Raw genomic sequence first — 24,487 nt, 5'->3', positions numbered from 1 at the left:
CGGTCAATGGCTTGCCTCCTCCTGCGGGCCCTTCTCTTCGAGGCCCATGGCAAATCGGATGATGTCGGTCTCGGTGATGCCCTCGCCCGAAAGCTCGCCGGCGATGCGGCCGCGCCGCATGACGAGCACCCGGTCGGAAAGGCCGACGATCTCCTGCATCTCCGAGGAGATGACGACGATCGCCTTGCCCGCGGCGGCGAGCCCCGCGATGATGTCGTAGATCTGCTGCTTGGCGCCGATATCGACGCCGCGCGTCGGCTCGTCGAAGACGACGAGGTCCGGCTCCACCCCGAGCGTCTTGGCGATCAGCACCTTCTGCTGGTTGCCGCCGCTGAGCGCGCCCGCGGTAACGTCGAGCCGGCCGGTGCGGATGTCGTAGCGCCCGACGGCCGCTTCCAGACCGCGCCGCTCGGCCCGCCGGTCGATCCAGGCCGCGCCGGCGATCGCGCCGCTGGTCAGGGCGACGTTTTCCGCCAGCGGCTTGCCGAGCAGCAGGCCCTTGCCCTTGCGATCCTCCGTCAGGTAGGCGAGCTTCAGCCCCCAGGCCTCGCGCGCCGCCGGCAGCCGGCGTTTTTCCCCGCGCAGCACGAAGGAGGCGCATTTCGCCGGGCGCAGGCCGAACAGCGCCTCGAAGAGCTCGGTGCGGCCGGAGCCGACGAGGCCGGAAATGCCGAGCACCTCGCCTTCGCGGATTTCCAGCGTCGCCTCTTCCACCGCGCCGGGCGCCGTGAGGCCGGCCACGCTGAGGAGCGGCTTGCGCGCGGCCGCGCCGCGGCGGGGCGGATAGATCTCGGCCAGCGGCCGGCCGACCATCGCCTCGGCCATCGCGTCCTCGGAGATGTCATGCGCCCGTTCGACGCGCACGATCTGGCCGTCGCGCAGCACCGCGACCCGGTCGGCGATCGCCTTCACCTCGTCGAGGCGGTGCGAAGTGAAGATCACCGCGCCGCCCGCCGCGCGGAAGGCGCGCATGCGCGCAAAGAGGTTGCCGGCCTCGGTCGCCGAGAGCACGGCGGTCGGCTCGTCCATGAGGATGAGCTTCGGCTGGCGGGCGAAGGCCTTGGCAAGCTCGATCATCTGCCAGTCGGAAACGGGAAGGTCGCGAAGCCGCGCGCGCACCGGCGCCGCCGAGCCGAGCTCGGCGAGAAGGTCGCGCGCCCGCGTCTCCATCGCCTTGCGGTCGGTGAAGAGGCCGCGGGTGATCTCGCGGCCGAGGAAGACGTTCTCCGCCACCGTGAGATGCGGGGCGAGGCAGAATTCCTGGTGCACCATGACGATGCCCGCCCGCTCGGCGGCATGGAGGCTTGCCGGCGCGGGCGCTCCGTCCAGCAGCATCGTGCCCGAGGAGGGCGGCGCAAGGCCGGCGGCGATGCGCATGAGGGTCGACTTGCCGGCGCCGTTCTCCCCGACAAGGGCGAGGACCTCGCCGGGTTCGACCACGAGGTCGATGCCCTTCAGCACCGGCACGGTGCCGTAGGCTTTGGCGATGTCGCGAAAGGTCAGGAGCGCCATGATCAGGCCCCGATCGTCGCGGGACGGTGCGCGGCGATCTCCGCGCGGTTGACGACGAGCGCCGGGTCGAGCGTGCCCTTGAAGAAATCGAGGATGTTGGCCGCCGCGGCGATCGCCATGCGCCGCGCGCAGGCCTCGGTGAGCCCGGCATTGTGCGGGGAGAGCACCACCCGCTCGCAGGCGAGCATCGGGTCGTCGCCGGCCGGCGGCTCGCAATCGAGCACGTCGAGCCCCGCCGCCGAAAGCCGCCCCTCCTCCAGCGCCGCCAGCAGCGCCTTCTCGTCGATCAGGCCGCCGCGCGCCGTGTTGACGAGAATGGCCGAGCGCTTCATCGCCGCCAGCTCCGCCGCGCCGATCAGCGGCTCGGCACCGGATTTCGGCACGTGCAGCGACACGACGTCGGCGCGGCGCAGCCCGTCCATCAGGTCGCCGACCGGGACGACGCCGGCCGCCGCGATCCCGGCGGCATCCTGGTACTTGTCATAGGCGAGCACCGTCATGCCGAGCGCCGCGCCGATCTGCGCCAGCCGCCGGCCGATGCGCCCGAAGCCGACGATCAGCAGCGTGCGCCCGTCGAGCTCGTCGGCATCGAGGCTGTTGCGATAGTTCCAGTCGCCCTGCCGCATCCTGCGGTCGAAGAGCACGGTGCGCCGCGCGGCCGAGAGCATCAGCATGACGGCGTGCTCGGCCACCGCGCGGGAATTCACGTCGCCGACCACGGCAAGCGGGATGCCGCGGCCGTTCAGCGCCGCGACATCGACGGAATCATAGCCGACGCCGTGGCGCGAGACGATCTTGAGGTGCCGCGCCCCGGCGATGAAGGCCGCGGGGAGCGGCTGGGTGCGGATGAGCAGCGCATCGGCCGCCGCCAGGAAGGGCTCGTAGCTTGCCGCGGAGACCTCCTCGACATAGTCGATCACCATGCCGGGCGCGGATTCGAGCACGGCAAGGCCGTCCGCGTGGATCTTGCCGGCCACCAGGATCCTCGGCATTCAGTATCCTCCCGTGTCGATCGTGTCGGCGGGGGCGACCTGCTGCACGCGCTCACGGAAGGCCCGGACGCTCGCCTCGGCGGCGCCGGCGAGCAGGCGCACGTCGTTGGAGACGGTCACGAGATCGAAGCCCCAGCCGACCGCCTCGGCGGCATAGTCGGCCGTGCCGTTGTGCAGCGCCGCCCGCTTGCCGGCCCGGTGGGCGGCATGGAGGATCGTCCTGATCGCCTCGATCATCTCGGGCTCGCGGCGGTCGAAACCGGGCGCGTAGCGCTTGCCCTGCAGGCCGAGCGTCAGGTCGGCCGGGCCGATATAGACGCCGTCGAGGCCGGGCGTGGCGAGGATATCCTCGAGGTTCTCGTAGGCCTGCGCGGTCTCGATCATGGCAAGGCAGATGATCTCGTCGTCGGCCTCGGCGGCATAACCGGGGCCGGCGGAAAACAGGGCCCGGCTCGGGCCGAAGCTGCGCACGCCGGCGGGCGGATAGCGCACATAGGAGACGAGGCGCTCGGCCTCGGCGCGGGTGTTGATCATCGGGCAGATGACGCCGTAGGCGCCGGCATCCAGCGCCTTCATGATATCGGCCGGATCGAGCCAGGGCACGCGCACCAGCGGCGTCACGCCGCTTGCCCGCATGGCCTGCAGCATCGGCACCGCGCCGTCATAACCGACGATGCCGTGCTGCAGGTCGATGGTGAGGGAATCGTAGCCCTGCGCGGCCATGATCTCCGCGCTGAAGGAATTGGCGATGGAGAGCCAGCCGTTGAGCACCGGCCTGCCTTCCGCCCAGCGCTGCCTGACACCGTTCCTGATCATGCATGCCTCCCTCAGACCGTCATCTGCGCGAGCTTGACGTTGGAATAGTCGAGGATGCCCTCGGTGCCGCCTTCGCGACCCATGCCGCTCGCCTTGATGCCGCCGAAGGGCGCCTCGGCCGCGGCCAGGGCAAAGCTGTTGACGCCGACCATGCCGGCCTCAAGCCGCGCCGCCGCCTCGCGGGCGCGGCCGGCATCGTGGGTGAAGACATAGGCGGAAAGGCCCATCTCCGAGGCGTTGGCGCGGTCGAAGACCTCGTCGGCCGCGGCGAAGGGCGTGATGGCGGCGACGGGGCCGAAATTCTCCTCCGCGATCGCCTTCGCATCGTCCGGCAGGCCGGTGATGACGGTGGGCTCGAAGAAGAAGCCGGCATTCGTCTCCGCCGGGCGCCGCCCGCCGGCAAGGATCCTGCCGCCGCGGTCGCGCGCATCCGCGACGATCTCCTCGACGGCGGCGATGCGGCGCTGGTTGATCAGCGGCCCCATCTGCGTCGCCTCGTCGAGGCCGTGGCCGAGCTTCAGCGCCCGGGCGCGGGCGGCAAAGCCCTCGGCGAAACGGTCGTGCAGCGCCTCGTGCACGTAGAAGCGGTCGGGCGTGACGCAGACCTGGCCGGCATTGGCGTATTTCGTCGGCACGGCGAGATCGAGCGCCTTGTCGAGATCGGCGTCGTCGAAGACGATCATCGGCGCATTGCCGCCCAGCTCCATGCTGACGCGCTTCACCGTCTCGGCGCTGTCGCGGATCATCTGCTGGCCGACGCGGGTGGAGCCGGTGAGCGAGACCTTGCGCACGGCGGCCGCGGCCATGATGGGCCTGTAGGTGGCGGCGGTGGGGCCGATCAGGAGATTGGCGACGCCCGCGGGAATGCCGGCCTCGCGCAGGCAATCGAAGAGGATCATCGCGACGCCCGGCACCTCGACGGAGGGGCGGACGATGACGGCGCAGCCGGCGGCAAGCGCCGGGGCGACCTTGCGGGCGATCAGCGCCGCCGGGAAATTCCAGGCGGTGAAGGCGGCGACGACACCGACGGGCTCATGGCTCACTTCCAGCCGGCCGCCCGGCGCGCGGCTCTCGACGATGCGGCCGTAGATGCGGCGCGCCTCCTCGGCGTACCAGCGGAACTGGTCGACGGCGAGGCCCCATTCGCGCCCGGACTGGGCGAGCGGCTTGCCGGTCTCCAGCGTGATCCGGCGGGCGGCTTCCGCCGCGCGGGCGGCCATGACGTCGGCGACCTTGTGCAGCAGGTCGGCCCGCGCCCAGGCGGGCGTCGCCTTCCAGCCGCGGAAGGCCCGCTCCGCGACGGAGATCGCGCGCTCCGTATCCTCCACGCCCGCCGCCGGCACGCTGCCGAGAACCGCACCGTTGCCGGGATCGGTGATCTCGGTCGAAGCGCCCTGCGCCGGCCCCGACCAGGCACCGTCGATGAACAAACCGTATGAGCCGTACATGCTGTCTCCTCCATGCGGGGGGCGCCGCCCGAAGGGGCCGCGTCCGCAAGCATAATTCCAGAACCAGAAAGAAAGCAATTTTTATTGCAAGTCAAGAACAATCCGCAATATTTGGTGCGGACACCCGTTTCATGCGCGGTTCAGTGCGGCCGCTCCGGCAGCACGAGCGGCGTGCGCCGGCGCGTCGCCATCGCCTCGACGATCTGGTCGGCAAGGCAGGTGGCGACGAGGCCGTCCCAGGCCGTCGAGGCGTCGGCGGATGGCTTTGCGCTGCGGATGCCACCGATCCAGGCCTGGTTCTGCAGGCGATAGGCATCGCGGAAGCGGGGAACCCAGTTTGCCGGAAAGGCGCCTTCCTCCGCGCCGTCACGCCGCGTGCGGGTGAGCGCCGGATGCGCCATGCCGACCGTGCCGCCCGCGCAGACGGCTTCGGCATGGACGTGATAGCCGTAGGCGGCATTCATGAAGACCTCGACGGACACGAGGCTGCCGGCCTCCGTCTCGAAGACGAACAGGGCGGGATCGCCGCTGCCCCCGGCCTCCGACGGGCAGGGAATGACGGTCACGGCACTGTATTCCGTCGAGAGCAGCCAGCGGCAGACATCGATCTCGTGCACCAGCGAATTGGTGATCGCCATGGCGCCGGTGAACCAGGCGGGCGCCGCAGCGTTGCGGTGCTGGCAATGCAGGATGCGCAGGGCGCCGAGCGCCTTGCTGTCGAGCGCCGCCTTCATCTCCCGGTAGGCCGGATCGAAGCGGCGCATGAAGCCGGTCTGCACCAATTGCCGGCCCGCGCGCCGTTCGGCCGCGACGATCTCCAGGCATTCGGCGGTGCTCGCGGCGAGCGGCTTTTCGCACAGGACCGGCTTGCCCGCCGCAATCGCCGCCAGCACCAGCCGGTGATGCGTGGCGTCGGGCGAGGCGACGAGGACCGCCTCGACCGCGGGATCGGCGATCAGCGCCAGCGCGTCCGTCGTGGCCCGCGCGCCCTGCGCGGCCGCCTCGGCCCGCGACAGGTCGGCGTCCGCCACGGCGACGAGATGCGCGCCCACGACATCGCCGGCAAGGATGCGGGCATGCTCCGCCCCCATCACGCCCGCGCCGATGACGCCCACTCCAACCGTCCTCATCGTTCCCTCCTCCTTCGTTTCAGCCGCCGTCCACGGCACGCCATTGCCCGGCGCGCGCGGATGCGTGGATCGTCTCCACCAGCGTCTGGATGCGCAGGCCGGCGCGGAAATTGAACGGCTCGGGCCTGAGGCCGGCAATCGCCTCCAGGTAGCCGGCGACCTCGATCGCCTTCAGGTCATTGAAGCCGAGCTGGTGGCCGGGCGCGACGCAGAAGCGGCCATAGGGCACGTGATCCGGCCCCGCCTCGATGCGGCGGAAACCCTGCCGGCCCTTCCGGTCGTCCGTGGAGTAGAAATGCAGCTCGTTGAAGCGCTCCTGCGAGAAGGCGAGCGCCCCCCTCGTGCCGTAGACCTCGAAATCGTGCTGCATCTTGCGGCCGGTGGCGATCCAGTTGCCCTCGATGGAGCCGGTGGCGCCGTTCGCAAAGCGCAGGAAGGCGCGGCCGACATCGTCCGTCTCGACGGTGCGCATGCCGCCCTTGCCGTCCGGGCGGCTGGCGATCATCGTCACGCAATCGCCCATCACCTTCACGATCGGGCCGAGCAGGAATTCGGCGGTCGCCAGCGCGTGGCTGCCGAGATCGGCCAGCGCCCCGCCGCCGGCCGGATCGTGGCGGAAGGTGAAGGGCGCGGCGGCATCGGCCATGTAGTCCTCGGCATGCAGGCCGCGATAGCCGCGGATCTCGCCGAGCTCCCCGCCCGCGATCATCTCCCGGGCAAGGCTCAGCATCGGATTGCAGAGATAGTTGAAGCCGACCTGCGTGCGCACGCCCGCCCTTTCCGCCGCCTCGGCCATTTCCCGGGCATCGCCCGCCAGCGGGGCGAGCGGCTTTTCGCAGTAGACATGCTTGCCCGCGGCGATGGCGGCGAGCGCCATTTCCTTGTGCAGGGCATTGGGAGCGGTGATGTCGACAATGTCGATTTCCGGATCCGCCACCAGGCTGCGCCAGTCGTCCGTGGCGCGCCGGAAGCCGAGCGCCGCGCGGGCGGCCTCCGCCTGTGCCAGGGTCACATCGGCAAGAGCGGCCGGCTCCACCTCGTAGGGCAGGTCGAAGACCCGCGCGGCGGCCGCAAAGCCGAAGACATGCGTCTTGCCCATGAAACCCGACCCGATGAGGCCAAGGCGAAGCGTCTTCTTCATTCTCTCTGTTCCCCGGATGATGGCGCACGGGGTTTTCCGCAGGCGCCATTTCTGCAACATTTCTTGCAGAATCATTGCACTGTGAATGTTCGGTCCGCTGCCGGGGCGCTGGCGACGCCCCGGCGCATGGTCTTGTCAGATCGTGCCGCCGAGCGAGGCTTCCAGCAGCGCCAGCTCCTGCCCGCCCGCCATCATGTCCTGCAGGGTCGCCGCATCCACCGTGCCGCGCTCGGCCGTGCCCAGCGTCTGGCCGCGGTTCAGCACCGTGAACCGGTCGCCGACGGCGAGCGCGTGGCGCACATTGTGGGTGATGAAGACGACGCCGATGCCCTGCTTGCGCACCCGGTCGATGGTGCTGAGCACGTTCGCCGTCTGGCGCACGCCGAGCGCGGAGGTCGGCTCGTCGAGGATCAGCACCTTGGCGCCGAAATAGACCGCGCGCGCGATGGCGACCGTCTGGCGCTCGCCGCCCGAGAGCGTGCCCACCGCCTGGTCGGGGCCGCGCAGGTTGATGCCCATCTTGCGCATCTCGGCGACGGTGATCTCGTCGGCCTTGCCGGTGTCGAAGGTCTTGAACGGCCAGACGCCGCGCTCCGGTTCGCGGCCCATCCAGAAATTGCGGCTGACGCTCATCAGCGGGATCATCGCGAGGTCCTGGTAGACGGTGGCGATGCCGGCCGTCATGGCATCGCGCGGGCTCTGGAAGAGCGTCGGCACGCCCTCCACCAGCACCTCGCCGCCGCTCGGCTTGTAGACGCCGGACATGATCTTGATGAAGGTGGACTTGCCCGCGCCGTTGTCGCCGAGCAGGCAGTGGCACTCGCCCGGCCTTATGTCGAAGGAGACGCCGGCCAGCGCGATGACATGGCCGAAATGCTTGGTGATGTTTCTCATCTCCACGATGGCGGACATCAGCGTTCTCCCGTGATGATGCGGCGGATGTAGGTGTTCATGATCACGGCGGTCAGAAGGATGACGCCGAGGAACACCCGGAAGAGCGAGCTTTCCGCATTGGCGAAGAACAGGCCCTGCTGCACCACGCCGAAGATGACCGCCCCGAGCGCCGCGCCGATCACCGAGCCGTAGCCGCCGGTGAGCAGCGCCCCGCCGATGACGACGCAGATGATCGCCTCGAACTCCTTGAGCAGGCCCCGGTCGGCCGCCGCCGAGCCGAACTCCATCACCTGGCAGGTGGCGAAGACGCAGGCGCAGAAGGCGGAGAACATGAACATCAGGATCTTCACCCGGTTGACCGGCACGCCGACATAACGCGCGGCGAGCGCATCGCCGCCGGCCGCGAAGATCCAGTTGCCGAACTTGGTGCGGGTCAGCAGCCAATGGCCGAAGACGACGAGCACGATCGCCCAGACGACGAGCATGGGAATGCCGTCGATGACCGGCTGGCCGGCGCGGTTGCCGCGGGTGAAGGTGGCGATCCAGCCCATCTCGCCCATCCAGGTGAACAGGCCGCCGAGGATCTTGCCGCCGAAGAGCGGCGCCAGCCAGTCGCTGGCCGCCTTTTCCGCGACGCCGCCGATGATCGTCTGGCGGGTGAAGTAGATCGAGCCCCAGATCGTCAGGCCGCGCAGGATGTAGAGGAAGGCGAGCGTGACGATGAAGGACGGCAGGCCCGTGCGGATGACCAGCCAGCCGTTGACGCCGCCGACAAGGATGCAGAAGACGAAGGTCGCGATGATGGCGAGCCACAGCGGCACGCCGATATGCACCGACAGGATCGCCATCATGACGCCGGAAAAGCCGATCATCGAGCCGGTGGAGAGGTCGAACTCGCCGGCGATCATCAAGAGGCAGGCGCCGACCGCGATGACCATGAACTGGGCCGACACCACCGTCCAGTTCATCACGCCCTCGGCGGCGAACATGCCGCTGTCGCCGGCGACCACCGCAAAGAGCAGGAAGACCAAGATGGTGCCGCAGATGCCGCCGAGCTCGGGGCGGATCAGCGCGCGCCGGAGCGGCGAGACGGGCTTGATGCGCTCGTCCTTCAGCGCGTCTGGAATGACGTCCGTCATGAATGCATTCTCCTCCCTCGAAAGACCGGGCCTCGAAAGACCGGGGCGCGGGCGGCTGCCCGCCCGCGCCTGCGAAAACCGTCAGATCAACGGTACTGGCCCGCCAGGGACTCGACCAGCGCGATATTGTCCTTCGTCACGAAGCCCGGGCCGGTGAAGATGGAATTGGCCGGGGCGACGCCGTAGCGTACATAGCTCGTCAGCACCTGGATCGGGATCGAGCCCTGCAGGAACGGCTGCTGGTCGATCGCGAAGTTGATCGTGCCGTCCTTGATGGCGGCGGAGATCTCCGCCGAGAGGTCGAAGGTGCCGAAATAGATGTCGCCGTCGAGGCCCATCTCCTTGACCGCGCGGATCGACGGTTCGGCCGAGTTGGGGCCGAGCGTCAGGATGGCGCCGGTATCGGGATTGGCGGTGAGATAGGCCTTCACCTTGTTCTGCACTTCCGACGGGTCGATGCCGGAATCGACCATCTGGTTGCCGAGCTCGACGCCGATGCCCTCGGCAAAGCCGCGGCAACGCTCCACCGAGGCCGGGTTGGTGATGTAGTGGTTGACGCACAGGAAGCTCTTGATGCCGGCCTCCTTCGCGCGCTTGCCGGCGCCGAGGCCCGCTTCATATTCCGGCTGGCCGACATGCATCAGCGCGCCGAGCTTCTCGCTCTCCTCCACCGTGCCGGAGTTGACGGTGACGACCGGAATGCCCTTGGCGACGGCATCCTTGATCGGCCCTTCCAGCACGTTGAAATCGGCGATGGTGACGATGATGCCGTCGACGCCGGCGGCCGAGCTCTGCTGGACGATGCGCGCCATGTCGGCAAGGTCGCCGGTCGGCGGGTTGCGGTACTCGGTCGTCACGCCCATCTGCTCGTTCGTCACCTTGATCGCGTTCTTGATGACGTTGAACCAACTGTCGCTGTCCGGGCCGTGGCTGATCCAGACGAATTTCTCGCCATCCGCATGGGCAGCACCGGCAAGCGCCGTCGTCGCCAGCAGCGCACCGAGGGCCAGGGATTGCAGGATTTTCTTCATGCTTAACGTCCTCCCGAAGTTGGCTTCCTGTTCGCTCCCCGCCCGAAGCCTTTGCGGGTAACTCCATGCGTCAGGCCGCGCGCTTGGCGCCCTGCGCGACAAGGGCCGCGTCGAGGCGCGCCTGGTCCCAGCCCTCCTCGACGGCCCGGGCGACGAGATCCTGCTGGCTTTCCGGCGCAAGGCCGCCGAGCGGCGGATCGGTGTCGAGATTGGTCGGGAACGGATAGCCGTCCGCCGTCGCGGCGATCACCGCCCGCCGCCCGGCCGGCGACAGCGCCGCCAGATGCGGATAGACCGCGCGGACCATCGCGGTGCGGTCGAGGCTTTCCATGTGGCGGGCGAAGGCCGAGGCCGTCTGGATGAGGTTGACCATGCGCACGACATCCGCCGTGCGGTTCTCGCCGGCCGCGTGGAACAGCGCGGGGGAGAAGAAGATCGCGTCGCCCTTTTCGAGCGGAAGCTGGACGCAGTTCTCCTCGAAATAATCCCGGAACTCCGGCCGCGTGGCGGCGACATAGCCCGGCAGGTAGCGCTGCGAATGGGGCAGGAGCTTCGTCGTGCCGCTTTCCACCGGCATGTCGCAATGTGCGACGCCGCCCTGCAGGATGAGCGTCGGGCCGGTGGCGTGGATATGGCTCGGATATTGCGCCATCTGCTCGGGCTTCATGAAGCCGAGGTGATAGTCGCGGTGCGGCGCCTGCGCCTTGCCGCCGGGGCGGACCTGGTTGATCTGGGTGGCGATCTGGTAGCCCGGGCCGAGCCAGGCGCGGCAGGCGATGTCGATCACCGGATTGGCCATGTAGCGGGCATAGACGGCGGGATCGCGCAGGCAGAGCTTCTGCAGCGAGTTCCAGATGCGGTCGTTGGCGCCCGCCTTGGCGAAATGGTCGCCTGCCGCCGTGCCCGCCGCCCGCTCGTCGGCGATGATCGCGCGGAAGACCTCGCTTGCCGCGTCGATGGCGCCCGGATCGGTGAAGGCGCGCTTGACGACGAAGACGCCCGGCCCCTCGCCGATGACCGAGGCCCATTCCGGGCCGATGCCGTCATCGACCGATGCGCCGTCATAGATGGGGATGTTCTTCTCGATGGCGATCGCCGTCGGGCACATCGCCATGGTCGTCTCGGTCTCCACCTGGCGCCGGAATTGCGCGAGGTCGATCACCGTTGCAATATCGTTCATCGAAATCCTCCTGTCCGATGTCTGAAAGCCGGCCTGACGGCAGCCGCCGTCGCTCTCGCCCCGCCCCTCCCCGGGCACGGCGAACCGCAAGCGCAGATCAAAAATTGCAGCCATCAATTGACTGCAATATTAATTGTGAAAATTTGCCGGTGTCAATACGGCTGGGCCGGTTCCGTCGCGAAGGCGGGTCCTCGCGCCGGCGACCAGCCGAAGGCGGTGGCTACCAGGACCATTCCGCCGGCCGCCCGACGGTGAGGCCCGCCGCGCGAAGCGCGGCCACGATCGCCCCGCCCGCCGCAAGGACCGCCTCGTCGGCATAACGCCGGCCGACGACCTGCAGGCCGACGGGCAGGCCGTCGCCCGCCAGCCCGGCGGGAACCGACAGCGCCGGGCATTGCGGCAGCAGGTTGAACGGACAGGTCATGTCCAGGCCCCTGAAGCGGCCGTCCGGCAGGTCGGCGACGTAGTCGTTGTCGTCGGCCCCGGCCGGGGGCGCGGTGATGGCGCAGGTCGGGCAAAGCAGGGCGTCGTAGCGCGAGAGGATGGCGGCGAGGTCGCGCCACATCTCCGTTCGGAGCAGCTCCACCTTCTTGTAGGCGGTGGCGTTCATCGTCAGCCCCCGCTCGATCAGCGCGACGACGAGCGGATCCATGCGCCCGCGATGGGCCGCGAGCGCCTCGCCGAAGAAGGCGGCCATGAACACGCACCACAGGTCGTACCACCGGTCGTTGACGGCCCGCGTCCAGCCGATCTCCACGGGCTCGACGACGGCGCCGGCGGCACGAAGCGCATCGGCCGCTGCAAGAATGGCGGCCTCCACCGGTGCGTCGACGCCGTAGTAACCGAGGTCGAGGGACAGCGCGAAGCGCCGGCCCGCAAGGGAGCCCGTCCGTGCCTTTTCCGCCGAGAAGGGGAGAGGCAGCGAGGAGATGTCCTCGTCATCCGGGCCGGCGGCCGCGGCCATGAAGGCGGCGGCATCCTCCACGGTGCGGGCCAGCGGGCCGAAATGGGAGATGTTGTCGAAGACGCTGGGCAGGATCGTCATGGGAATGCGCCCGAGGCTGGGCTTCAGGCCGACAATGCCGGTGAAGGCGGCGGGGATGCGCACCGAACCGCCCATGTCCGTGCCCTCCGCGAAGGGCACGACGCCGGCCGCGACCGCGACCGCCGAGCCGCCCGACGAGCCGCCGCTGGTGCGCGCCGCATTCCAGGGATTGCGCGTGATGCCCCAGCGCGGGCTTGCCGTGAAGCTCGAATGGGCGAATTCCGGCGTCGTCGTCTTGCCGATAAGGATCGCCCCCGCGGCCTCCAGCCGCCGGATGCACAGGGCGCTTTGCGCCGGCGTCCAGTCGTTTCGCGTCCAGGAGCCGAGCGTCGTCAGGTCATCCTTCGTCGGCGTCAGGTCCTTGGCGGCGAAGGGCACGCCCAGGAGCGCGGGCGCGGCGCCTCCGCCCGCGGCGCGGCGGTCGGCCTCCCGCGCCGCCGCAAGCGCGGCCTCCTCGCGCAGCAGCGTGAAGGCATTCAGCGCCTCGCCGACGATGCGCGCGCGCCGGAGCGATTCGGCGACGACCGCCTCGGCCGAGAATTCACCGGCGCGGATGCCGGCGGCGATCGCCGTGGCGGGCAGGTCGAGCGGATGGGCCGGCGCGACGGCGCGAGAAACTGTCTGCATGGTCACGGACTCCGTGCTAGAGCATTTCCAGCCGACGCGGGATCGCTTCGGCGCCGGATAATGCGGCAAAACAAAAAGCTGGGGCAATTCCGGCACGAGCGCGAAGCGGAATTGCGGAGAAACAGGGGTGGAGCGTTTTCCCGGCTCGGGGAAAAGCGGAAACGCTCCGGGTCTTGCGGAAAGAAGGAGGGGCGGGAACGTGGCGGCAGGATCGGGCGCGGCAGGCGCCTCCATCGACCTTTGGCATGCGGGGCTTGCCGAGGCCGTGTCGCTCATCGGGGAGGACGGCTTTCCCGCCGCGCTGGAACGCGCGCTCCGCCATCTCGTTCCCTTCCAGATGATGAACGGCTTTGCCTATGCGCCGGGCGGCAAGGCCTTCGACCTCGACAATGCGCGGATCGTCGGCGACCGCACCACCATCGTCGACCATTACCTTGCCGGCGCCTATATCCTCGACCCGTTCTACGACGCCGTGCGCACCCTGCCGCCCGAAGGCCTTTTGGTGATGCGGCGGCTGGCGCCCGACCGGTTTGCCGAGACGGAATACTACCGCCGCCACTACCAGGCGACGGGCATCCTCGACGAGGTCGGCTTCATCCTGAAGCTCCGCGATGTCGATGCGGTGCTGTCGCTTTCGCGCATCGGGGCGGTCCCGGCCTTCTCCCGCCGCGATATCGTCCGCCTCGAAAGCGCCGCGCCGCTGGTCCGGGCGCTTGCCGAGCGGCACTGGCATGCCCGGTTCACCCCGTCGAGCGGCAGCGAGGCGGCCGCCGCGACTATCAGCCATCCGCTGCTTTCCAAGCGGGAGCTGGAGATCGTGACCCTCATCCTCAAGGGTCACTCCACCTATTCCATCGCCGCGACGCTCGGCGTCTCGCCCAATACCGTGAAGGTCCATCGCCGCCAGGCCTATGCCAAGCTCACCATTTCCAGCCAGGCGGAACTGTTCCATCTGTTTCTCAGCAGGCGCTGATCATTCGGCGAACTCCACCTCCGGCGGCGCAAGCTGGAAGAAGCGCGTCAGATAGGCAAGGTAGACGACTCCCGCCGCCAGCCAGATGACGCCGAGCAGCTTGGCGTGCCCGTCGAGGTTCCAGAGCAGGAAGAGGTCGCAGACCGCGCCCGCGGCCGGAACGGCGAGCCCGAGAAGCGGGCCGAGCGGCCTGACGACCGCATTGCCCCGCAGATAGAGCGCGATCACCGAGACATTGACCGCGGTGAAGGCGAGGAACGCGCCGAAATTGATGAAGGACGTCGAGGTCGTCACGTCGAGCGTCAGCGCCAGGAGGCCGACAATGCCGACGACGACGAGGTTGAGGACGGGCGTGCGCCACTTCTCGTGCAGCTTGCCGAAGATGCCGGCCGGCAGCACGCCGTCGCGGCCCATGGCGAAGAGCAGCCGGCCGACGCTCGCCTGCGCGGCAAGCCCGGAGGTAAACTGCGCCACCACGAGCGTGGCGAGGAACACCGTCACGAAGAGGTCGCCGCCGATCATCAGGGCGATTTCGGAGGCGGCGGAATCGACCGAGGCGAATTCGCCGCCGGGATGGGCAAGCTGCGTGACATAGGCCGACCCGGTGAAGAGAAGGCCGCCGATGACGGCGATGATCATGATCGCCTTCGGCATGGTGCGCGTCGGTTCGCGCGTTTCCTCCGTCAGCGTCGAGACGGCGTCGAAGCCGAGGAACGAATAGGCCGCGATGGCCGCACCCGCCACGGAAGCGCCGAACGGCACCCCGGCCTCGAAGAACGGCCGCACCGAGGCGAGCCCGCCGGCCCCGTTGACGGCGACGACGTAGCGGGCGGCGAGCGCGACGAACGCCACCAGCACCGAAAGCTGCACCAGCATGAGCACGACATTGACCCGGTTGGCGAAGGCGATGCCGACGACGTTCACCGCCGTGGTCAGGACGATGAAGCCGACGATCCACAGCCAGGCCGGCACCGCCGGAAAGGCCGCGCCGAGATAGGCCGCGCCGATCAGCCAGATGACCATCGGCAGGAAGAAGTAATCGAGCAGCACCGCCCAGCCGACGAGGAAGCCGACGCCGGAATTCAGCGACCTGCGGGCATAGGTATAGGCGGACCCGGCAACCGGATAGACCTTCGCCATGATGCCGTAGCTTGCCGCCGTCAGGAAAATCGCGAGCGCCGCGATGAAATAGGCCATCGCCGTCGTGCCCTGGCTTGCCGACGCCAGCGCGCCGAACGTGCCGAACACGATCATGGGCGTCATGTAGGCCAGCCCGAACAGCACCACGGACCACAGGCCAAGCGTCCGGTCGAGTTTGATCGTTCGTGTCATGCTCCCCTCCTCCAGATGATGCCGTGAAGGGTCGGGGAAGAGGACGGCGATGCCAATAACCCCAGGGTATTATGCGGCATCGAGCCGTGCATGGGACAGCCGCCGGCCGGCCCTTCCGTCCGGCTGCTCAACCGGAGGCGTCCGGGCGCGACATCTTCGCCTTGAAGGCCTCGTTGCGGGCCCTTATCGCGCCGAACATTTCCGCAAGCATCTCGAAGGACCGGCGCTCCTCCGTGCAGACCTTGTCCTGGTACAGGGGCAGGCTGGAAAAATCGGTGTCGTTGAACCAGTAGATCTCGGTCTCGCCGTTGGTTCGCTGCGCAAGCCGGCTGCTGTTCTCGTCCCACCCGTAGACATGGGGCGGCACGATCCGCCCCCGTGCCTGCGCCACGGCCTTGAATTTCCGCTCGAACGCCTCGGCGGTGTGCATCTTCCAGATGCCGAGGCTCTCCCAGCGCCGGCAATTGCCCAAGGGAGGCGTGCGGCCGTTCCGGAAGGACCAGCCTTCGATCAGCGAGCGAAACCTGTCTTGGCCGCCGCCGGAAAAGCCCAGCTTGAAGATGGAGAGCTGCGGGTCGAGCCGGAAGGCCGCGCGCGCGACGCATTCCGAATAGACCACGTAGACGAAGGGCCTGTGGATGCCGTTGAAGGGCGAGGACGCCTTCGCGTAATGGATCAGCCTGCAATCGATACAATTCACGGCGACAACATCGACGTTGGAAAAAGCAATGCGTCGCGATCATAGGCGCATGGCACGCGATGGCAACGCCCCGGGGCTTTTACGCCAAGGCGATGCCTCGCCTGATCATGGAACACGGCCGGGCGAAAAACAGGTTTCGAGTTGTCGGGGGCTTATTTTTGTATTATGAGCGATCATAATTCAAAAACCGCAATCGAGATCGCATCTTGGCCACCCGAACCGTCGCTCCGCAAGCTCAAGGACTGGACACCAGCGGCCTCAGCGCGCTGCAGGTCGAGGTGGCCCGCAAGCTCATGCCGATCATCCATGCCGGGCGGTGGTCGGCGGGCGAGAAGATTTCCGATGCCGCGCTGGCGCGCGAATTCGGCATTTCCCGCACGCCGGTGCGCCAGGTCCTGCAGTTCCTCGCGGACAAGGGCATCATCGCCCAGACGGACAGCCGCGGCTTCACCCTGGCCCGCCGGCCCGCGGAAGGGGAAACGATGGACGAGCTGGTGCCGCCCTCGGAGGTGGACACGCTCTACCGGCGCATCATGCATGCGCGCGCCAACGGCCTGATCGGCGGCGAGGCGTCGGAGACAGAGCTCATCGATCATTTCGACACGTCGCGCGGCATCGTGCGGCGCACGCTGATGCGGCTGGCGGCCGAGGGGCTTGCCGAGCGGCGCGACGGGCACGGCTGGCGCTTCGCCGAATGCCTCGACAACCGCCAGGCGGTGAACGAGAGCTACGCCTACCGCACCATCATCGAATGCGGCGCGGTGATGGAGGATACGTTTCGCGCCGACCTCGCGGCGCTGGACATGCTGGAACGCGAGCAGGTGGCGCTTCTCAACGCTCCGCTTGCCGCGATCGACGGGGCGGCCTGGTTCGAGGCCAATGCCCGGTTCCACGAAACGGTCGTCTCCTGGTCGAACAACCGCTTTCTCGTGCAATCCATCCGCCGGCAGAACAGCCTGCGCCGCATGACCGAATACGCGGAATTCGCCGAGCTCAGCGAAGCGGGGGTGCGCAAGGCGGCGCGCGACCATCTGGCGATCCTCGAGGCGATCAGGGCCGACGACCGCAAGCTCGCCTCCGCCATCCTGTTTCGCCATCTCAGCCGGTCGCCCGCCGGCGCGGACGCCAAGCCCGCCCGGCTGGAGGATTGAGCGCCGCGATGCCAGCACGGGCCTTCTGCCGCGATCTGTGCATGGCAAGGGGCGAGCCGGCGGCCGGCCTCGGCCCCTCGGCAGGACGCTACGCCCTGCTGCACTGGCCGCGCGGCCACTGGCGCGTCCCGCGGACATCCTCCCATCTCATGCCGGAAGCGCTCGCGGGTGCCATTCGCGAGGCCAATGCGGCGGGCATCCATGTGGCGCTGGTCGACGGCGACGACATCGCCTTCAGCCATGACGGCCTCGTTTGCCGGACCGCCACGCCCGAGGCGGCGGCGGCGCTGCTGCGCACCGTCGCGGAAGGCGGCGCCTGGCAGGGCGAGCGCGACCCGCGCATCACCGTGGTCTGCTGCACGGACGGCAAGCAGGACCCGTGCTGCGCCCGCTACGGCTTCGCCACCTGGAAGGCGCTGCGGCAGGCCGCCGATCCGGCGACCTTCCGCATCCTGCAATCCACCCATCTCGGCGGCTGCCGCTTCGCCGCCTCGCTGGTCGTGCTGCCCGCGCGGGCCCGCTACAGCCGGCTCGCCCCCGCCGAGGTCGCGGACTTCCTCGCCTGCCTGCGCGACGGCGTGCCGTACCTGCCGGCCTATCGCGGCGATCCGGCGCTCGGCGCGGCGGAGCAGGCCGCCGAACACGCGGTCCTGACCTGGGCGGCAAGGGAGGGGCTTTCCGGGAACGTCCTGCTCGGCGATGCGTCGGGAGAGGCTGGCGGCGACGGACGGGTGGAATACCGCGCCAGCATCGCCGGAAGGGCCGTACGGGTGCGCCTCGAGAACCGCGGCTTCACCGTCAATACGCGGTGCGAAACGATCGGCGGCGGGACGCCGGCGCAGGTTCTGCGCTGGGTCGCCACCGCCGTGCATGGGGAATAGCGTCAGGCGCCAGCGAGAACCTGCGAGAAGAACGCCTTTACCGGCCCCTGGATGCCGGTCCCGTCATGGCTGACGCCTGGCACCGTGTCGAAGCGAAGATCCACGCCGATGGAGCGAAGGCCCGTCTCGAGGCTGCGCAGGCGGTCCACCCGCGTCTCTCCGCTGTCGTTGATCCCCTCCATCCAGAAGGGCGACTGCGGGCCGACGGTCACGTCCCAGGTCTCGATGTCCTGGTCGCCGATGACCAGCTGCACGGCGACGTCCCGCATCGCCGCGACGTCGAGCGGCCGGCCGAAGATCTCCTCCATGCCCTTGACGCCGACCCACCAGTCGCGCTGGTCCGGCAGCGTGACGGTGCCCGGCGCGCCGACCGAGACGGCCCGCAGCCTGCTGGGATGGAGGTAGAAGAAACGATGGGCGAATTGCGCGCCGCCGGAAAAGCCGTGCATCAGCACCTTCTCCTTTGCCACGCGGTAGCGGCCGGCGAGCTCCTCGACCATGTCGAGCACGATGAGGTCGTAGCGGATGCCGCGATAGGCGATGTGCTTGTAGTTGTGCAGGTCCTCCGCATCGTCGATGCCGGCGGGAAAGAGCGGCGCCAGGAGCAGGCATTGGTGCGCCTCGGCGAAATCGATGAACGCGTCGCGCAGGATATCGGCATCACGCAGGCTGCCATGCACGAGCACGGCGAGCGGATGCACCCGGTCGCCGGCGGGGTCGTAGCCGTCCGGAATGTAGCAGCACCAGGAGAAGCGCTGGTCCATCCTTGAGGCGAAGATCGGCGTGCGCCCGCGCCGGTAGAAGTTGAGGGGCGCGGTCTGGTCTGGTGTCGGCACGGCTGGTCCTTCCATTTCATGCATCATTGCGTGCTGGCATAGCGGGCGAGCACGCGGTTCATGCGCGCCAGCACCCGTTTCAGGTCGGCGTAGCCGGCCGTGCGCTCGCGCGTCGCCTCGTCCATGTAGAGCCGGCGGTTGATCTCGAACTGCACGCTGTGGCGGCCATGCGCCGGGTTGGAATAGGCGGTGACGAGCTCGGCGCCGCGGAACGGCCTGTTGAGCGCGACCTCCAGCCCTTCGGCCCGCAGCGTCTCGGCAATCAGCGCGACGAACTCCGCCGACGCCGCGGCGCCGTTCAGGTCGCCGAGGCAGATATCGGCGCGCAGCGTGCCGGCCGGATCGGAGGAAATGGCATGGCCGACCGCCGTCATCGAATGGCAGTTGAGGTGGTAGACGCGCCCGAAGCGGGCATAGACCGCGTTCAGCAGCGCCGCGAGATGGCGGTGATAGGGTTGCCAGTAGGTCCGGATGCGGCCCTCCGCCTCCGCGACGCTGATCGGCGCGGCATGCATCGGCTCGTTGCCCCAGGCATAGCGCCACATCAGGCCCATGCCGCGCCGGGCGGTCGGGCTTTCGCGCACCGGATGCGGCCAGGGACCGGCGAGGATCTCGGTGTCCATGTCGAGCAGCGCGCGGTTGACGTCGAGAAAGCTGCGCGGGAAATGCGCCTTGAGCAGCGGCGCGCCGAGATCGGGCGCGGTGTCGAACAGGTCGTCGACATGCGTGTCGGCCGCCACCCGCACCCGCTCCGCCGAAACGGCGGGCCGGAAACCGGCAGGCATGTCGAGCCCGCTGTGCGGGCTGTCGAAGACCATGGGCACCAGCGGCCCGCGCGGGGCGACGACCGACAAAACGCCGTCGATCGTCAGGTCGGAAATGGCGTCGAGCATGGTCATGGTCCGTTCCTTTCGTCGAGGCGCGCCTTCACCTTCTCGCTCGCGCGGGTTATGTCGCCCAGCCGCTCGCCCTCCAGCAGCCGCTCCATGGTGCGGGCGACGCGCGCCTCGCGGGCGATGCAGGCGGCGGCGATCCCGTCCGCCTCGTCGGCCGGCAGCACGACGACGCCGGAGGCATCGCCCAGCACGATGTCGCCCGGCAGCACCGGCACGCCGCCGCAGGCGACCGGCCGGTTGAAGGTTCCGCCGAGATCGAGCTGGCGCGTGGTGACGGCGGAAACGCCGCGGCACCAGACCGGCAGGCCCTCGGCACGGATTTCCGCCACATCGGTGCAGGGGCCGTCGATCACCACGCCGGCAACGCCTGCAAGCCGCGCCGCCCGCGCCACCACGCCGCCGAGGCAGGCATGGCGGGTGTCGCCGAGACGATCGATCACCAGCATGTCGCCGGGCCTGAGATGGCTCAGCGCGTGGTGAAGCAGGGTGGAGCAGAGGACCGGCAGCGCCAGCGTGACGGCGACGCCCGCCCGCGCCCTCTGGCCGGGATCGACGGGGCGGATGTCGCCGTCGAGGAAGCCGGTATAGCGCAGGTGGCCGACGCTGGCGGTCTCGATCCTCTCCAGCGCGCCGAGAAGCGCGGGCGATGCCGGGGCGGGCATCGGTTCGATGCGGAATTCAGGCACGGTTTTCTCCTTCTCCAGCCGCCGCGGACGGCGGAATGACGGCCTTGCGCGGGTCGAAGGCCATGAGGTGGCGCATGAGCCGGGCGGTGTGGCCGACGATATGCTCGCTGATCGCCCGGCCCTTCTGCGCGCTCGCCCTGGAGGCGAGGCCTCCCAGCATGCCGTTCGCATCGACCTCGGTGCAATCGAGCGGCACCTGCAGGGGCAATCCCTCGAAGCGGCTGGCGGAGACGCCGCCGACGGGCAGGCCGAAAACCGTGCCGCGCGGGCCGGGATCGCAGATCCGCTCCGGCCGGACAAGCCCGGGGAAGAGATGCAGATAGGCGGAGGTCATCGGCTCGCCGCCATGGCCGCGCACCCGGGCGGCCTCGCTCCCCCAGAGCGCCGTCCACAGGCTGTCCGGAATGATCTGCCAGATGTTGAGCGAGGGGATGAGCACGCCGCGCTCGCGGCGGATCCTGCGGCAGACCTGGTCGATCAGCGGCGCATTGGCGGTGTGGCCGTTGAAGATCAGCAGCCTCTCCTGGGCATGGTCGAGAAAGGAGGTGAGGATATCCTCCAGCACGCGGCGGAAAGTGTCGGCGCGCAGCTGGATGCCGCCCGGAACGGCGCGGAAGAAATCGGCATGGCCGAACGGCAGGGTCGGCGCGCAGAGGCCGCCGCCGGCCCGGGCGCTTCGTTCCGCAAGCTGCTCGGTGAGCTGGAAATCGCCCATCGGCGCATGCGGCCCCTGCTCTTCCTGCGAGGCGAGCGGGATGAGGATGACGGCGGGCCGCTTCATCCGCTCGGCGAAGGCCGTATGGCTCATCCGGGCGATCGCCACGGGCTCGCTTCCGGCGCCGTTCTCCTCAGCCATCCTCCCTCTCCCTTTCCCGTTCCATCGCGGTCGTCGGTCGGCCGGTCAGCTCCGGCAGGACCCGCTCGGCGGAGTTGACGTTGACGCCCCGCGTCAGGCGCAGGGCGCCATCGCGGACGTGGAGCCGCACCGTGTCGCGGAAGGCCGTCTCAAGGAAGATCCAGTCCATCTCCAGGATGCGCTCGCCCGGCGCCCCGTCGAGCCAGCGGGCGCAGGCCAGCACCGTCAGCCCCTCCGCCGGCTGGTAGGAATGGTGCAGCCGGCCGCCGGGCATGGTCGTGACCGTTTCGAGGAAGCGGCCGAAGCCGGCAAGCACGTCATGGCTGCCCGCGGCATCGCGCAGCGTGAAGCGAACGGCGTTTGCCTCCTCGGTGATGGAGATCGCTTCCACGCCCTGGTCGTTCGGCGCGATGCGCCAGCTGCGGCGCGGCGCCTCCCCCGGCGCGCGCCGGCGCGCCATGCCGGGGCGGGTCTTCAGCCGGAGGCCGGCAAGGCGGGCCTCCAGCGCCTCTGCGCCCGGCCGCCCGGAAACGCCGGCGCCGAGCGCCGGCCGCAGCCCGTCATAGATCAGCGTGTGGACGCGCCGGTCGCTGTCTTCCAGGCCGCCGGTGAAGGCGACGACGGCCTTCTCGGCGGGCAGGACGATGCAATATTGCCCGAACAGGCCATTGGCGGAGAAGCTGCCATGCGGCCCGCGCCACCATTGGTAGCCGTAGCCCTCGCGCCGGCTCGCCGGCACCCCGTCGCCCGCCTCGTCCGGCCCGAGATAGTGATCGCCGGTGAAGACGCCGAGGACCACGTCACGGACCTGCATGCCGGTCGCCTGCCGCACCCAATCCTCCGGCAGGAGCTGCCGGCCCTGCCACAGGCCGCCCTGCAGATGCAGGATGCCGAGCTTCAGCATGTCCTGCGTGGTGCAGCTGAGGCCGTTGCCGCCGGTGTTGACGCCATCCGTGCCGATATCCCAGGTGATCGCCTCCGACATGCCCATGGGGCGGAAGATGCGCTCGCCGAGATAATCGTGGATCGTCCGGCCCGCGACCTGCTGCACGATGGCCGAGAGCATGTAGCTCGCCGCGCTGTCGTAGACGAACACCTCCCCCGGCGCGTGGGGCGTCGGCTGGCGGAGGAAATCCTCGATCCAGCTGGAGGCGAGCCGGCGCCAGGCGCCGCCGGAAATGCCGCGCGCATGGCCGCTGGTCATGGTGAGGAGGTGGCGCACCCGCATGGCGCGGAGGTTGTCGCCGACCGGCCCGGCATAGGCCGGGAAGAAGCCCAGCACCGCATCGTCCACCGAAAGCAGGCCGTCGGCGACGGCCAGCCCGACGGCCATGGAGGTGAAGCTCTTGGTCACCGAATGCATCATGTGCGGGCGGTCGGCGGCATAGGGCGCCCAGTAGGCATCGGCGATCAGCGCGCCGTCCTGCCAGACGAGCAGGCTGTGCAGCTCGATGTCCTGCCGCTCGATATCGTCGAGAAGGGCGTCGAGGACCGCGGGATCGGTGCCGCGCGACTGCGGCGCGGCGCGGGGCAGGTCCTGGTTCATGTCGGTGTTCTTCATTGCAATACTGCCGCCGGTGCGCCGGCCTCCGGCGCGAAACGCCAGTTCAGGGAGACGCCGGTCTCGGTGCGGATCAGGGTGGGGATGGCCGAAAGCAGGGCGCGGGTATAGGCGGACCGCGGCGCGTCGAAGACGGCATCGCGGCTGCCCTCCTCGACGATCGCGCCGTCCCGCATCACCACCACCCGGTCGGCAAGCTGCTCCACCACGCCGAGATCGTGGCTGATGAACAGGCAGGAGAAACCGTAGCGGCGCTGGAGATCGGCGATGAGTTCGAGCACCTTCGCCCGGACGGTGACGTCGAGCGCCGAGACCGCCTCGTCGGCGATGACGAAGCGCGGCCGGCCGATGACGGCGCGGGCGATCGCCACGCGCTGCCGCTGGCCGCCGGACAGTTCATGCGGATACCGGTCGAGATACCGGCCGTCGAGCCCCACCTCCTCCAGGATGGCGCGCACGCGCTCCGCCTTGCCGGCCGCCGTCGTTTCGCGCTCGTGGCGCAGCGCCTCCCCCACCAGGTCGGCGATCTTCATGCGCGGATCGAGCGAGCCGAACGGGTCCTGGAAGATCATCTGGCAATTCAGCCGGTAGTTCCGCCAGGCGGCCGAGCCCGGCCTTATTTCCTCGCCGCCAAAGAGGATGCGGCCGGCGGAGGCCGGCACGAGCCCGGCGATGCAGCGGCCGAGCGTCGTCTTGCCGGAGCCGGACGCGCCGACCAGCGCGACGATCTCCCCCGGGCGGACGGCGAGATCGACCCCGTGCAGCGCCTTCTTCACGGCCTTGCGGGCGAGAAGGCCCGCATTCACGCGATACTCGACCGCAAGCCCCCGGACCTCCACGACCGGCTCAAGCGTCGGCGCGATGGCGCGCGCGGGTCCGCGCACGGGCATGGAGTGCAGCAGTTCGCGGGTATAGGCGTGCTTCGGGCGGGAGATGATCTCCTCCACCGGTCCCTGCTCGACGATCTCGCCCTGGCGCATGACGATGATGCGGTCGCAATAGCGCGCCACCATCGGCAGGTCGTGGCTGATCATCAGCAGGGCCGTGCTCTCGCCGCGCACCATTTCCAGCATGAGTTCCAGCACTTCCCGCTGCACCAGCGCGTCGAGCGCGGTGGTCGGCTCGTCGGCGATGAGCAGCGACGGCCTGAGCAGCATGGCCGAGGCCAGCATGATGCGCTGGCGCATGCCGCCGGAGAACTGGTGCGGAAAGGCGGTGAGCGCCCCTTCGGGATCGTGGATGCCGACCCGGCGGAGAATGTCGAGGATGCGGCCGCGCCGCGCCGCCGCGTTCAAGCGCGTGTGCAGCCGCAGCGGCTCCTCCAGCTGCCTGCCGATGGTCATGGAGGGGTTGAGCGAGGTCATCGGCTCCTGGAACACCATGCCAAGGCGGGCGCCCCGCAGGGCGCGCAGTTCCCTTGCCGAAAGCGACCGGAGCGACCGGCCCTCGAAGCGGATGTCGCCGCCGGAAACGGCGATGGCGGGCGGCTGCAGGCCCATGAGGCTGCGGGCCACCATGGTCTTTCCGGAGCCGGATTCCCCGACGATGCCGACGATTTCCCCCGCGCCGATGCGGAAGGAGACGTCGCGGACGATCGACTGGCCGGCAAGGCTCACCCGCAGGCTGAGGCCGTCGACCTCGACGAGAGGCTGGTTCATGG

At 69.2% G+C, this 24,487-nt stretch carries 22 protein-coding genes; 3 read left to right on the top strand and 19 right to left on the bottom strand.

The window, feature by feature from the left end:
* Window positions 1-3 precede the first annotated feature (3 nt).
* The 11 genes from WMC41_RS28125 to WMC41_RS28075 form a co-directional block, all read right to left on the bottom strand.
* Window positions 4-1,512, bottom strand: a complete 1,509-nt coding sequence (locus WMC41_RS28125; RefSeq protein ID WP_432349766.1) for a sugar ABC transporter ATP-binding protein — start codon at window positions 1,510-1,512, stop codon at window positions 4-6.
* Window positions 1,513-1,514: 2 nt separating this feature from the next.
* Window positions 1,515-2,504: an NAD(P)-dependent oxidoreductase gene (locus WMC41_RS28120; RefSeq protein WP_244769047.1), complete on the bottom strand. Its 990-nt coding sequence runs from the start codon at window positions 2,502-2,504 to the stop codon at window positions 1,515-1,517.
* Window positions 2,505-3,320 (bottom strand): HpcH/HpaI aldolase family protein, encoded by an 816-nt coding sequence (locus tag WMC41_RS28115; protein ID WP_244769046.1) that lies wholly within the window; start codon window positions 3,318-3,320, stop codon window positions 2,505-2,507. It abuts the gene before it with no gap.
* 11 nt (window positions 3,321-3,331) lie between these two features.
* The gene (locus WMC41_RS28110) at window positions 3,332-4,768 is read right to left on the bottom strand and encodes an NAD-dependent succinate-semialdehyde dehydrogenase (RefSeq protein ID WP_432349765.1); all 1,437 of its coding nucleotides are present in this window, start codon (window positions 4,766-4,768) and stop codon (window positions 3,332-3,334) included.
* A 140-nt stretch (window positions 4,769-4,908) separates the two neighbouring features.
* Window positions 4,909-5,898, bottom strand: a complete 990-nt coding sequence (locus tag WMC41_RS28105) for a Gfo/Idh/MocA family protein (RefSeq protein ID WP_432349764.1) — start codon at window positions 5,896-5,898, stop codon at window positions 4,909-4,911.
* A gap of 19 nt (window positions 5,899-5,917) precedes the next feature.
* The gene (locus WMC41_RS28100; RefSeq protein WP_432349763.1) at window positions 5,918-7,039 is read right to left on the bottom strand and encodes a Gfo/Idh/MocA family protein; all 1,122 of its coding nucleotides are present in this window, start codon (window positions 7,037-7,039) and stop codon (window positions 5,918-5,920) included.
* Window positions 7,040-7,174: 135 nt separating this feature from the next.
* Window positions 7,175-7,951: an ATP-binding cassette domain-containing protein gene (locus WMC41_RS28095; protein ID WP_432349762.1), complete on the bottom strand. Its 777-nt coding sequence runs from the start codon at window positions 7,949-7,951 to the stop codon at window positions 7,175-7,177.
* On the bottom strand, window positions 7,951-9,072 hold the full coding sequence (locus tag WMC41_RS28090) for an ABC transporter permease (RefSeq protein ID WP_244769041.1): 1,122 nt from the start codon (window positions 9,070-9,072) through the stop codon (window positions 7,951-7,953). Before WMC41_RS28090 ends, WMC41_RS28095 begins: the two co-directional genes overlap by 1 nt.
* An 86-nt stretch (window positions 9,073-9,158) precedes the next feature.
* Window positions 9,159-10,103 carry a sugar ABC transporter substrate-binding protein gene (locus tag WMC41_RS28085; RefSeq protein WP_244769040.1) on the bottom strand — a complete coding sequence of 315 codons (945 nt, stop codon included), beginning with the start codon at window positions 10,101-10,103 and terminating at the stop codon, window positions 9,159-9,161.
* A 70-nt stretch (window positions 10,104-10,173) separates the two neighbouring features.
* The gene (locus WMC41_RS28080; RefSeq protein ID WP_432349761.1) at window positions 10,174-11,283 is read right to left on the bottom strand and encodes a phytanoyl-CoA dioxygenase family protein; all 1,110 of its coding nucleotides are present in this window, start codon (window positions 11,281-11,283) and stop codon (window positions 10,174-10,176) included.
* Between the two features lie 220 nt (window positions 11,284-11,503).
* Entirely contained in the window at window positions 11,504-12,955 is a 1,452-nt protein-coding gene (locus WMC41_RS28075) for an amidase (protein ID WP_288082416.1), read from the bottom strand.
* A gap of 199 nt (window positions 12,956-13,154) precedes the next feature.
* Between WMC41_RS28075 and WMC41_RS28070 the strand changes: the two genes are divergently transcribed.
* Complete coding sequence (locus tag WMC41_RS28070; RefSeq protein WP_432349760.1) at window positions 13,155-13,928, top strand: helix-turn-helix transcriptional regulator; 774 nt, start codon at window positions 13,155-13,157, stop codon at window positions 13,926-13,928.
* Here WMC41_RS28070 and WMC41_RS28065 read toward each other — a convergent pair whose 3' ends face one another.
* Together WMC41_RS28065 and WMC41_RS28060 are read right to left on the bottom strand one after the other, a co-directional pair.
* Complete coding sequence (locus tag WMC41_RS28065; protein ID WP_244769036.1) at window positions 13,929-15,260, bottom strand: APC family permease; 1,332 nt, start codon at window positions 15,258-15,260, stop codon at window positions 13,929-13,931.
* Window positions 15,261-15,387: 127 nt separating this feature from the next.
* Window positions 15,388-15,960, bottom strand: coding sequence for a hypothetical protein (locus WMC41_RS28060; RefSeq protein WP_432349759.1), 573 nt, complete (start codon window positions 15,958-15,960; stop codon window positions 15,388-15,390).
* Between the two features lie 206 nt (window positions 15,961-16,166).
* Between WMC41_RS28060 and WMC41_RS28055 the strand changes: the two genes are divergently transcribed.
* Both WMC41_RS28055 and WMC41_RS28050 read left to right on the top strand, forming a co-directional pair.
* Complete coding sequence (locus tag WMC41_RS28055; protein WP_272808814.1) at window positions 16,167-17,111, top strand: GntR family transcriptional regulator; 945 nt, start codon at window positions 16,167-16,169, stop codon at window positions 17,109-17,111.
* Between the two features lie 41 nt (window positions 17,112-17,152).
* Window positions 17,153-17,992, top strand: a complete 840-nt coding sequence (locus WMC41_RS28050; RefSeq protein WP_432349758.1) for a sucrase ferredoxin — start codon at window positions 17,153-17,155, stop codon at window positions 17,990-17,992.
* A 2-nt stretch (window positions 17,993-17,994) separates the two neighbouring features.
* Here WMC41_RS28050 and WMC41_RS28045 read toward each other — a convergent pair whose 3' ends face one another.
* The 6 genes from WMC41_RS28045 to WMC41_RS28020 all read right to left on the bottom strand — a co-directional run bounded on the left by WMC41_RS28045 (window position 17,995) and on the right by WMC41_RS28020 (window position 24,485).
* Window positions 17,995-18,756: an alpha/beta hydrolase gene (locus WMC41_RS28045; protein WP_432349830.1), complete on the bottom strand. Its 762-nt coding sequence runs from the start codon at window positions 18,754-18,756 to the stop codon at window positions 17,995-17,997.
* Between the two features lie 95 nt (window positions 18,757-18,851).
* Window positions 18,852-19,727, bottom strand: coding sequence for an N-formylglutamate amidohydrolase (locus tag WMC41_RS28040; RefSeq protein ID WP_288082429.1), 876 nt, complete (start codon window positions 19,725-19,727; stop codon window positions 18,852-18,854).
* Window positions 19,724-20,410: an RraA family protein gene (locus WMC41_RS28035; protein ID WP_288082430.1), complete on the bottom strand. Its 687-nt coding sequence runs from the start codon at window positions 20,408-20,410 to the stop codon at window positions 19,724-19,726. The genes WMC41_RS28040 and WMC41_RS28035 overlap by 4 nt, the downstream gene beginning before the upstream one ends.
* A complete protein-coding gene (locus WMC41_RS28030; protein WP_288082432.1) occupies window positions 20,403-21,266 on the bottom strand; it encodes a creatininase family protein in 864 nt (287 codons plus the stop codon). Before WMC41_RS28030 ends, WMC41_RS28035 begins: the two co-directional genes overlap by 8 nt.
* A complete protein-coding gene (locus WMC41_RS28025; RefSeq protein WP_432349757.1) occupies window positions 21,259-22,827 on the bottom strand; it encodes a serine hydrolase domain-containing protein in 1,569 nt (522 codons plus the stop codon). Before WMC41_RS28025 ends, WMC41_RS28030 begins: the two co-directional genes overlap by 8 nt.
* Window positions 22,824-24,485: an ABC transporter ATP-binding protein gene (locus WMC41_RS28020; protein ID WP_432349756.1), complete on the bottom strand. Its 1,662-nt coding sequence runs from the start codon at window positions 24,483-24,485 to the stop codon at window positions 22,824-22,826. Before WMC41_RS28020 ends, WMC41_RS28025 begins: the two co-directional genes overlap by 4 nt.
* Window positions 24,486-24,487 lie beyond the last annotated feature (2 nt).

This window comes from Shinella yambaruensis (assembly GCF_050859155.1).
GTDB lineage: Bacteria > Pseudomonadota > Alphaproteobacteria > Rhizobiales > Rhizobiaceae > Shinella > Shinella yambaruensis.
Note: the sequence above shows the minus strand (reverse complement) of the source record. Positions and strands in the feature narration are given on the sequence as shown.

Excerpts from the sequence above, each read along its gene's own strand:
- WMC41_RS28125 (WP_432349766.1), bottom strand. The coding sequence starts at position 1,512 with ATGGCGCTCCTGACCTTTCGCGACATCGCCAAAGCCTACGGCACCGTG.
- WMC41_RS28120 (WP_244769047.1), bottom strand. The coding sequence starts at position 2,504 with ATGCCGAGGATCCTGGTGGCCGGCAAGATCCACGCGGACGGCCTTGCC.
- WMC41_RS28115 (WP_244769046.1), bottom strand. The coding sequence starts at position 3,320 with ATGATCAGGAACGGTGTCAGGCAGCGCTGGGCGGAAGGCAGGCCGGTG.
- WMC41_RS28110 (WP_432349765.1), bottom strand. The coding sequence starts at position 4,768 with ATGTACGGCTCATACGGTTTGTTCATCGACGGTGCCTGGTCGGGGCCG.
- WMC41_RS28105 (WP_432349764.1), bottom strand. The coding sequence starts at position 5,898 with ATGAGGACGGTTGGAGTGGGCGTCATCGGCGCGGGCGTGATGGGGGCG.
- WMC41_RS28100 (WP_432349763.1), bottom strand. The coding sequence starts at position 7,039 with ATGAAGAAGACGCTTCGCCTTGGCCTCATCGGGTCGGGTTTCATGGGC.
- WMC41_RS28095 (WP_432349762.1), bottom strand. The coding sequence starts at position 7,951 with ATGTCCGCCATCGTGGAGATGAGAAACATCACCAAGCATTTCGGCCAT.
- WMC41_RS28090 (WP_244769041.1), bottom strand. The coding sequence starts at position 9,072 with ATGACGGACGTCATTCCAGACGCGCTGAAGGACGAGCGCATCAAGCCC.
- WMC41_RS28085 (WP_244769040.1), bottom strand. The coding sequence starts at position 10,103 with ATGAAGAAAATCCTGCAATCCCTGGCCCTCGGTGCGCTGCTGGCGACG.
- WMC41_RS28080 (WP_432349761.1), bottom strand. The coding sequence starts at position 11,283 with ATGAACGATATTGCAACGGTGATCGACCTCGCGCAATTCCGGCGCCAG.
- WMC41_RS28075 (WP_288082416.1), bottom strand. The coding sequence starts at position 12,955 with ATGCAGACAGTTTCTCGCGCCGTCGCGCCGGCCCATCCGCTCGACCTG.
- WMC41_RS28065 (WP_244769036.1), bottom strand. The coding sequence starts at position 15,260 with ATGACACGAACGATCAAACTCGACCGGACGCTTGGCCTGTGGTCCGTG.
- WMC41_RS28050 (WP_432349758.1), top strand. The coding sequence starts at position 17,153 with ATGGCAAGGGGCGAGCCGGCGGCCGGCCTCGGCCCCTCGGCAGGACGC.
- WMC41_RS28045 (WP_432349830.1), bottom strand. The coding sequence starts at position 18,756 with ATGGACCAGCGCTTCTCCTGGTGCTGCTACATTCCGGACGGCTACGAC.
- WMC41_RS28040 (WP_288082429.1), bottom strand. The coding sequence starts at position 19,727 with ATGACCATGCTCGACGCCATTTCCGACCTGACGATCGACGGCGTTTTG.
- WMC41_RS28030 (WP_288082432.1), bottom strand. The coding sequence starts at position 21,266 with ATGGCTGAGGAGAACGGCGCCGGAAGCGAGCCCGTGGCGATCGCCCGG.
- WMC41_RS28025 (WP_432349757.1), bottom strand. The coding sequence starts at position 22,827 with ATGAAGAACACCGACATGAACCAGGACCTGCCCCGCGCCGCGCCGCAG.
- WMC41_RS28020 (WP_432349756.1), bottom strand. The coding sequence starts at position 24,485 with ATGAACCAGCCTCTCGTCGAGGTCGACGGCCTCAGCCTGCGGGTGAGC.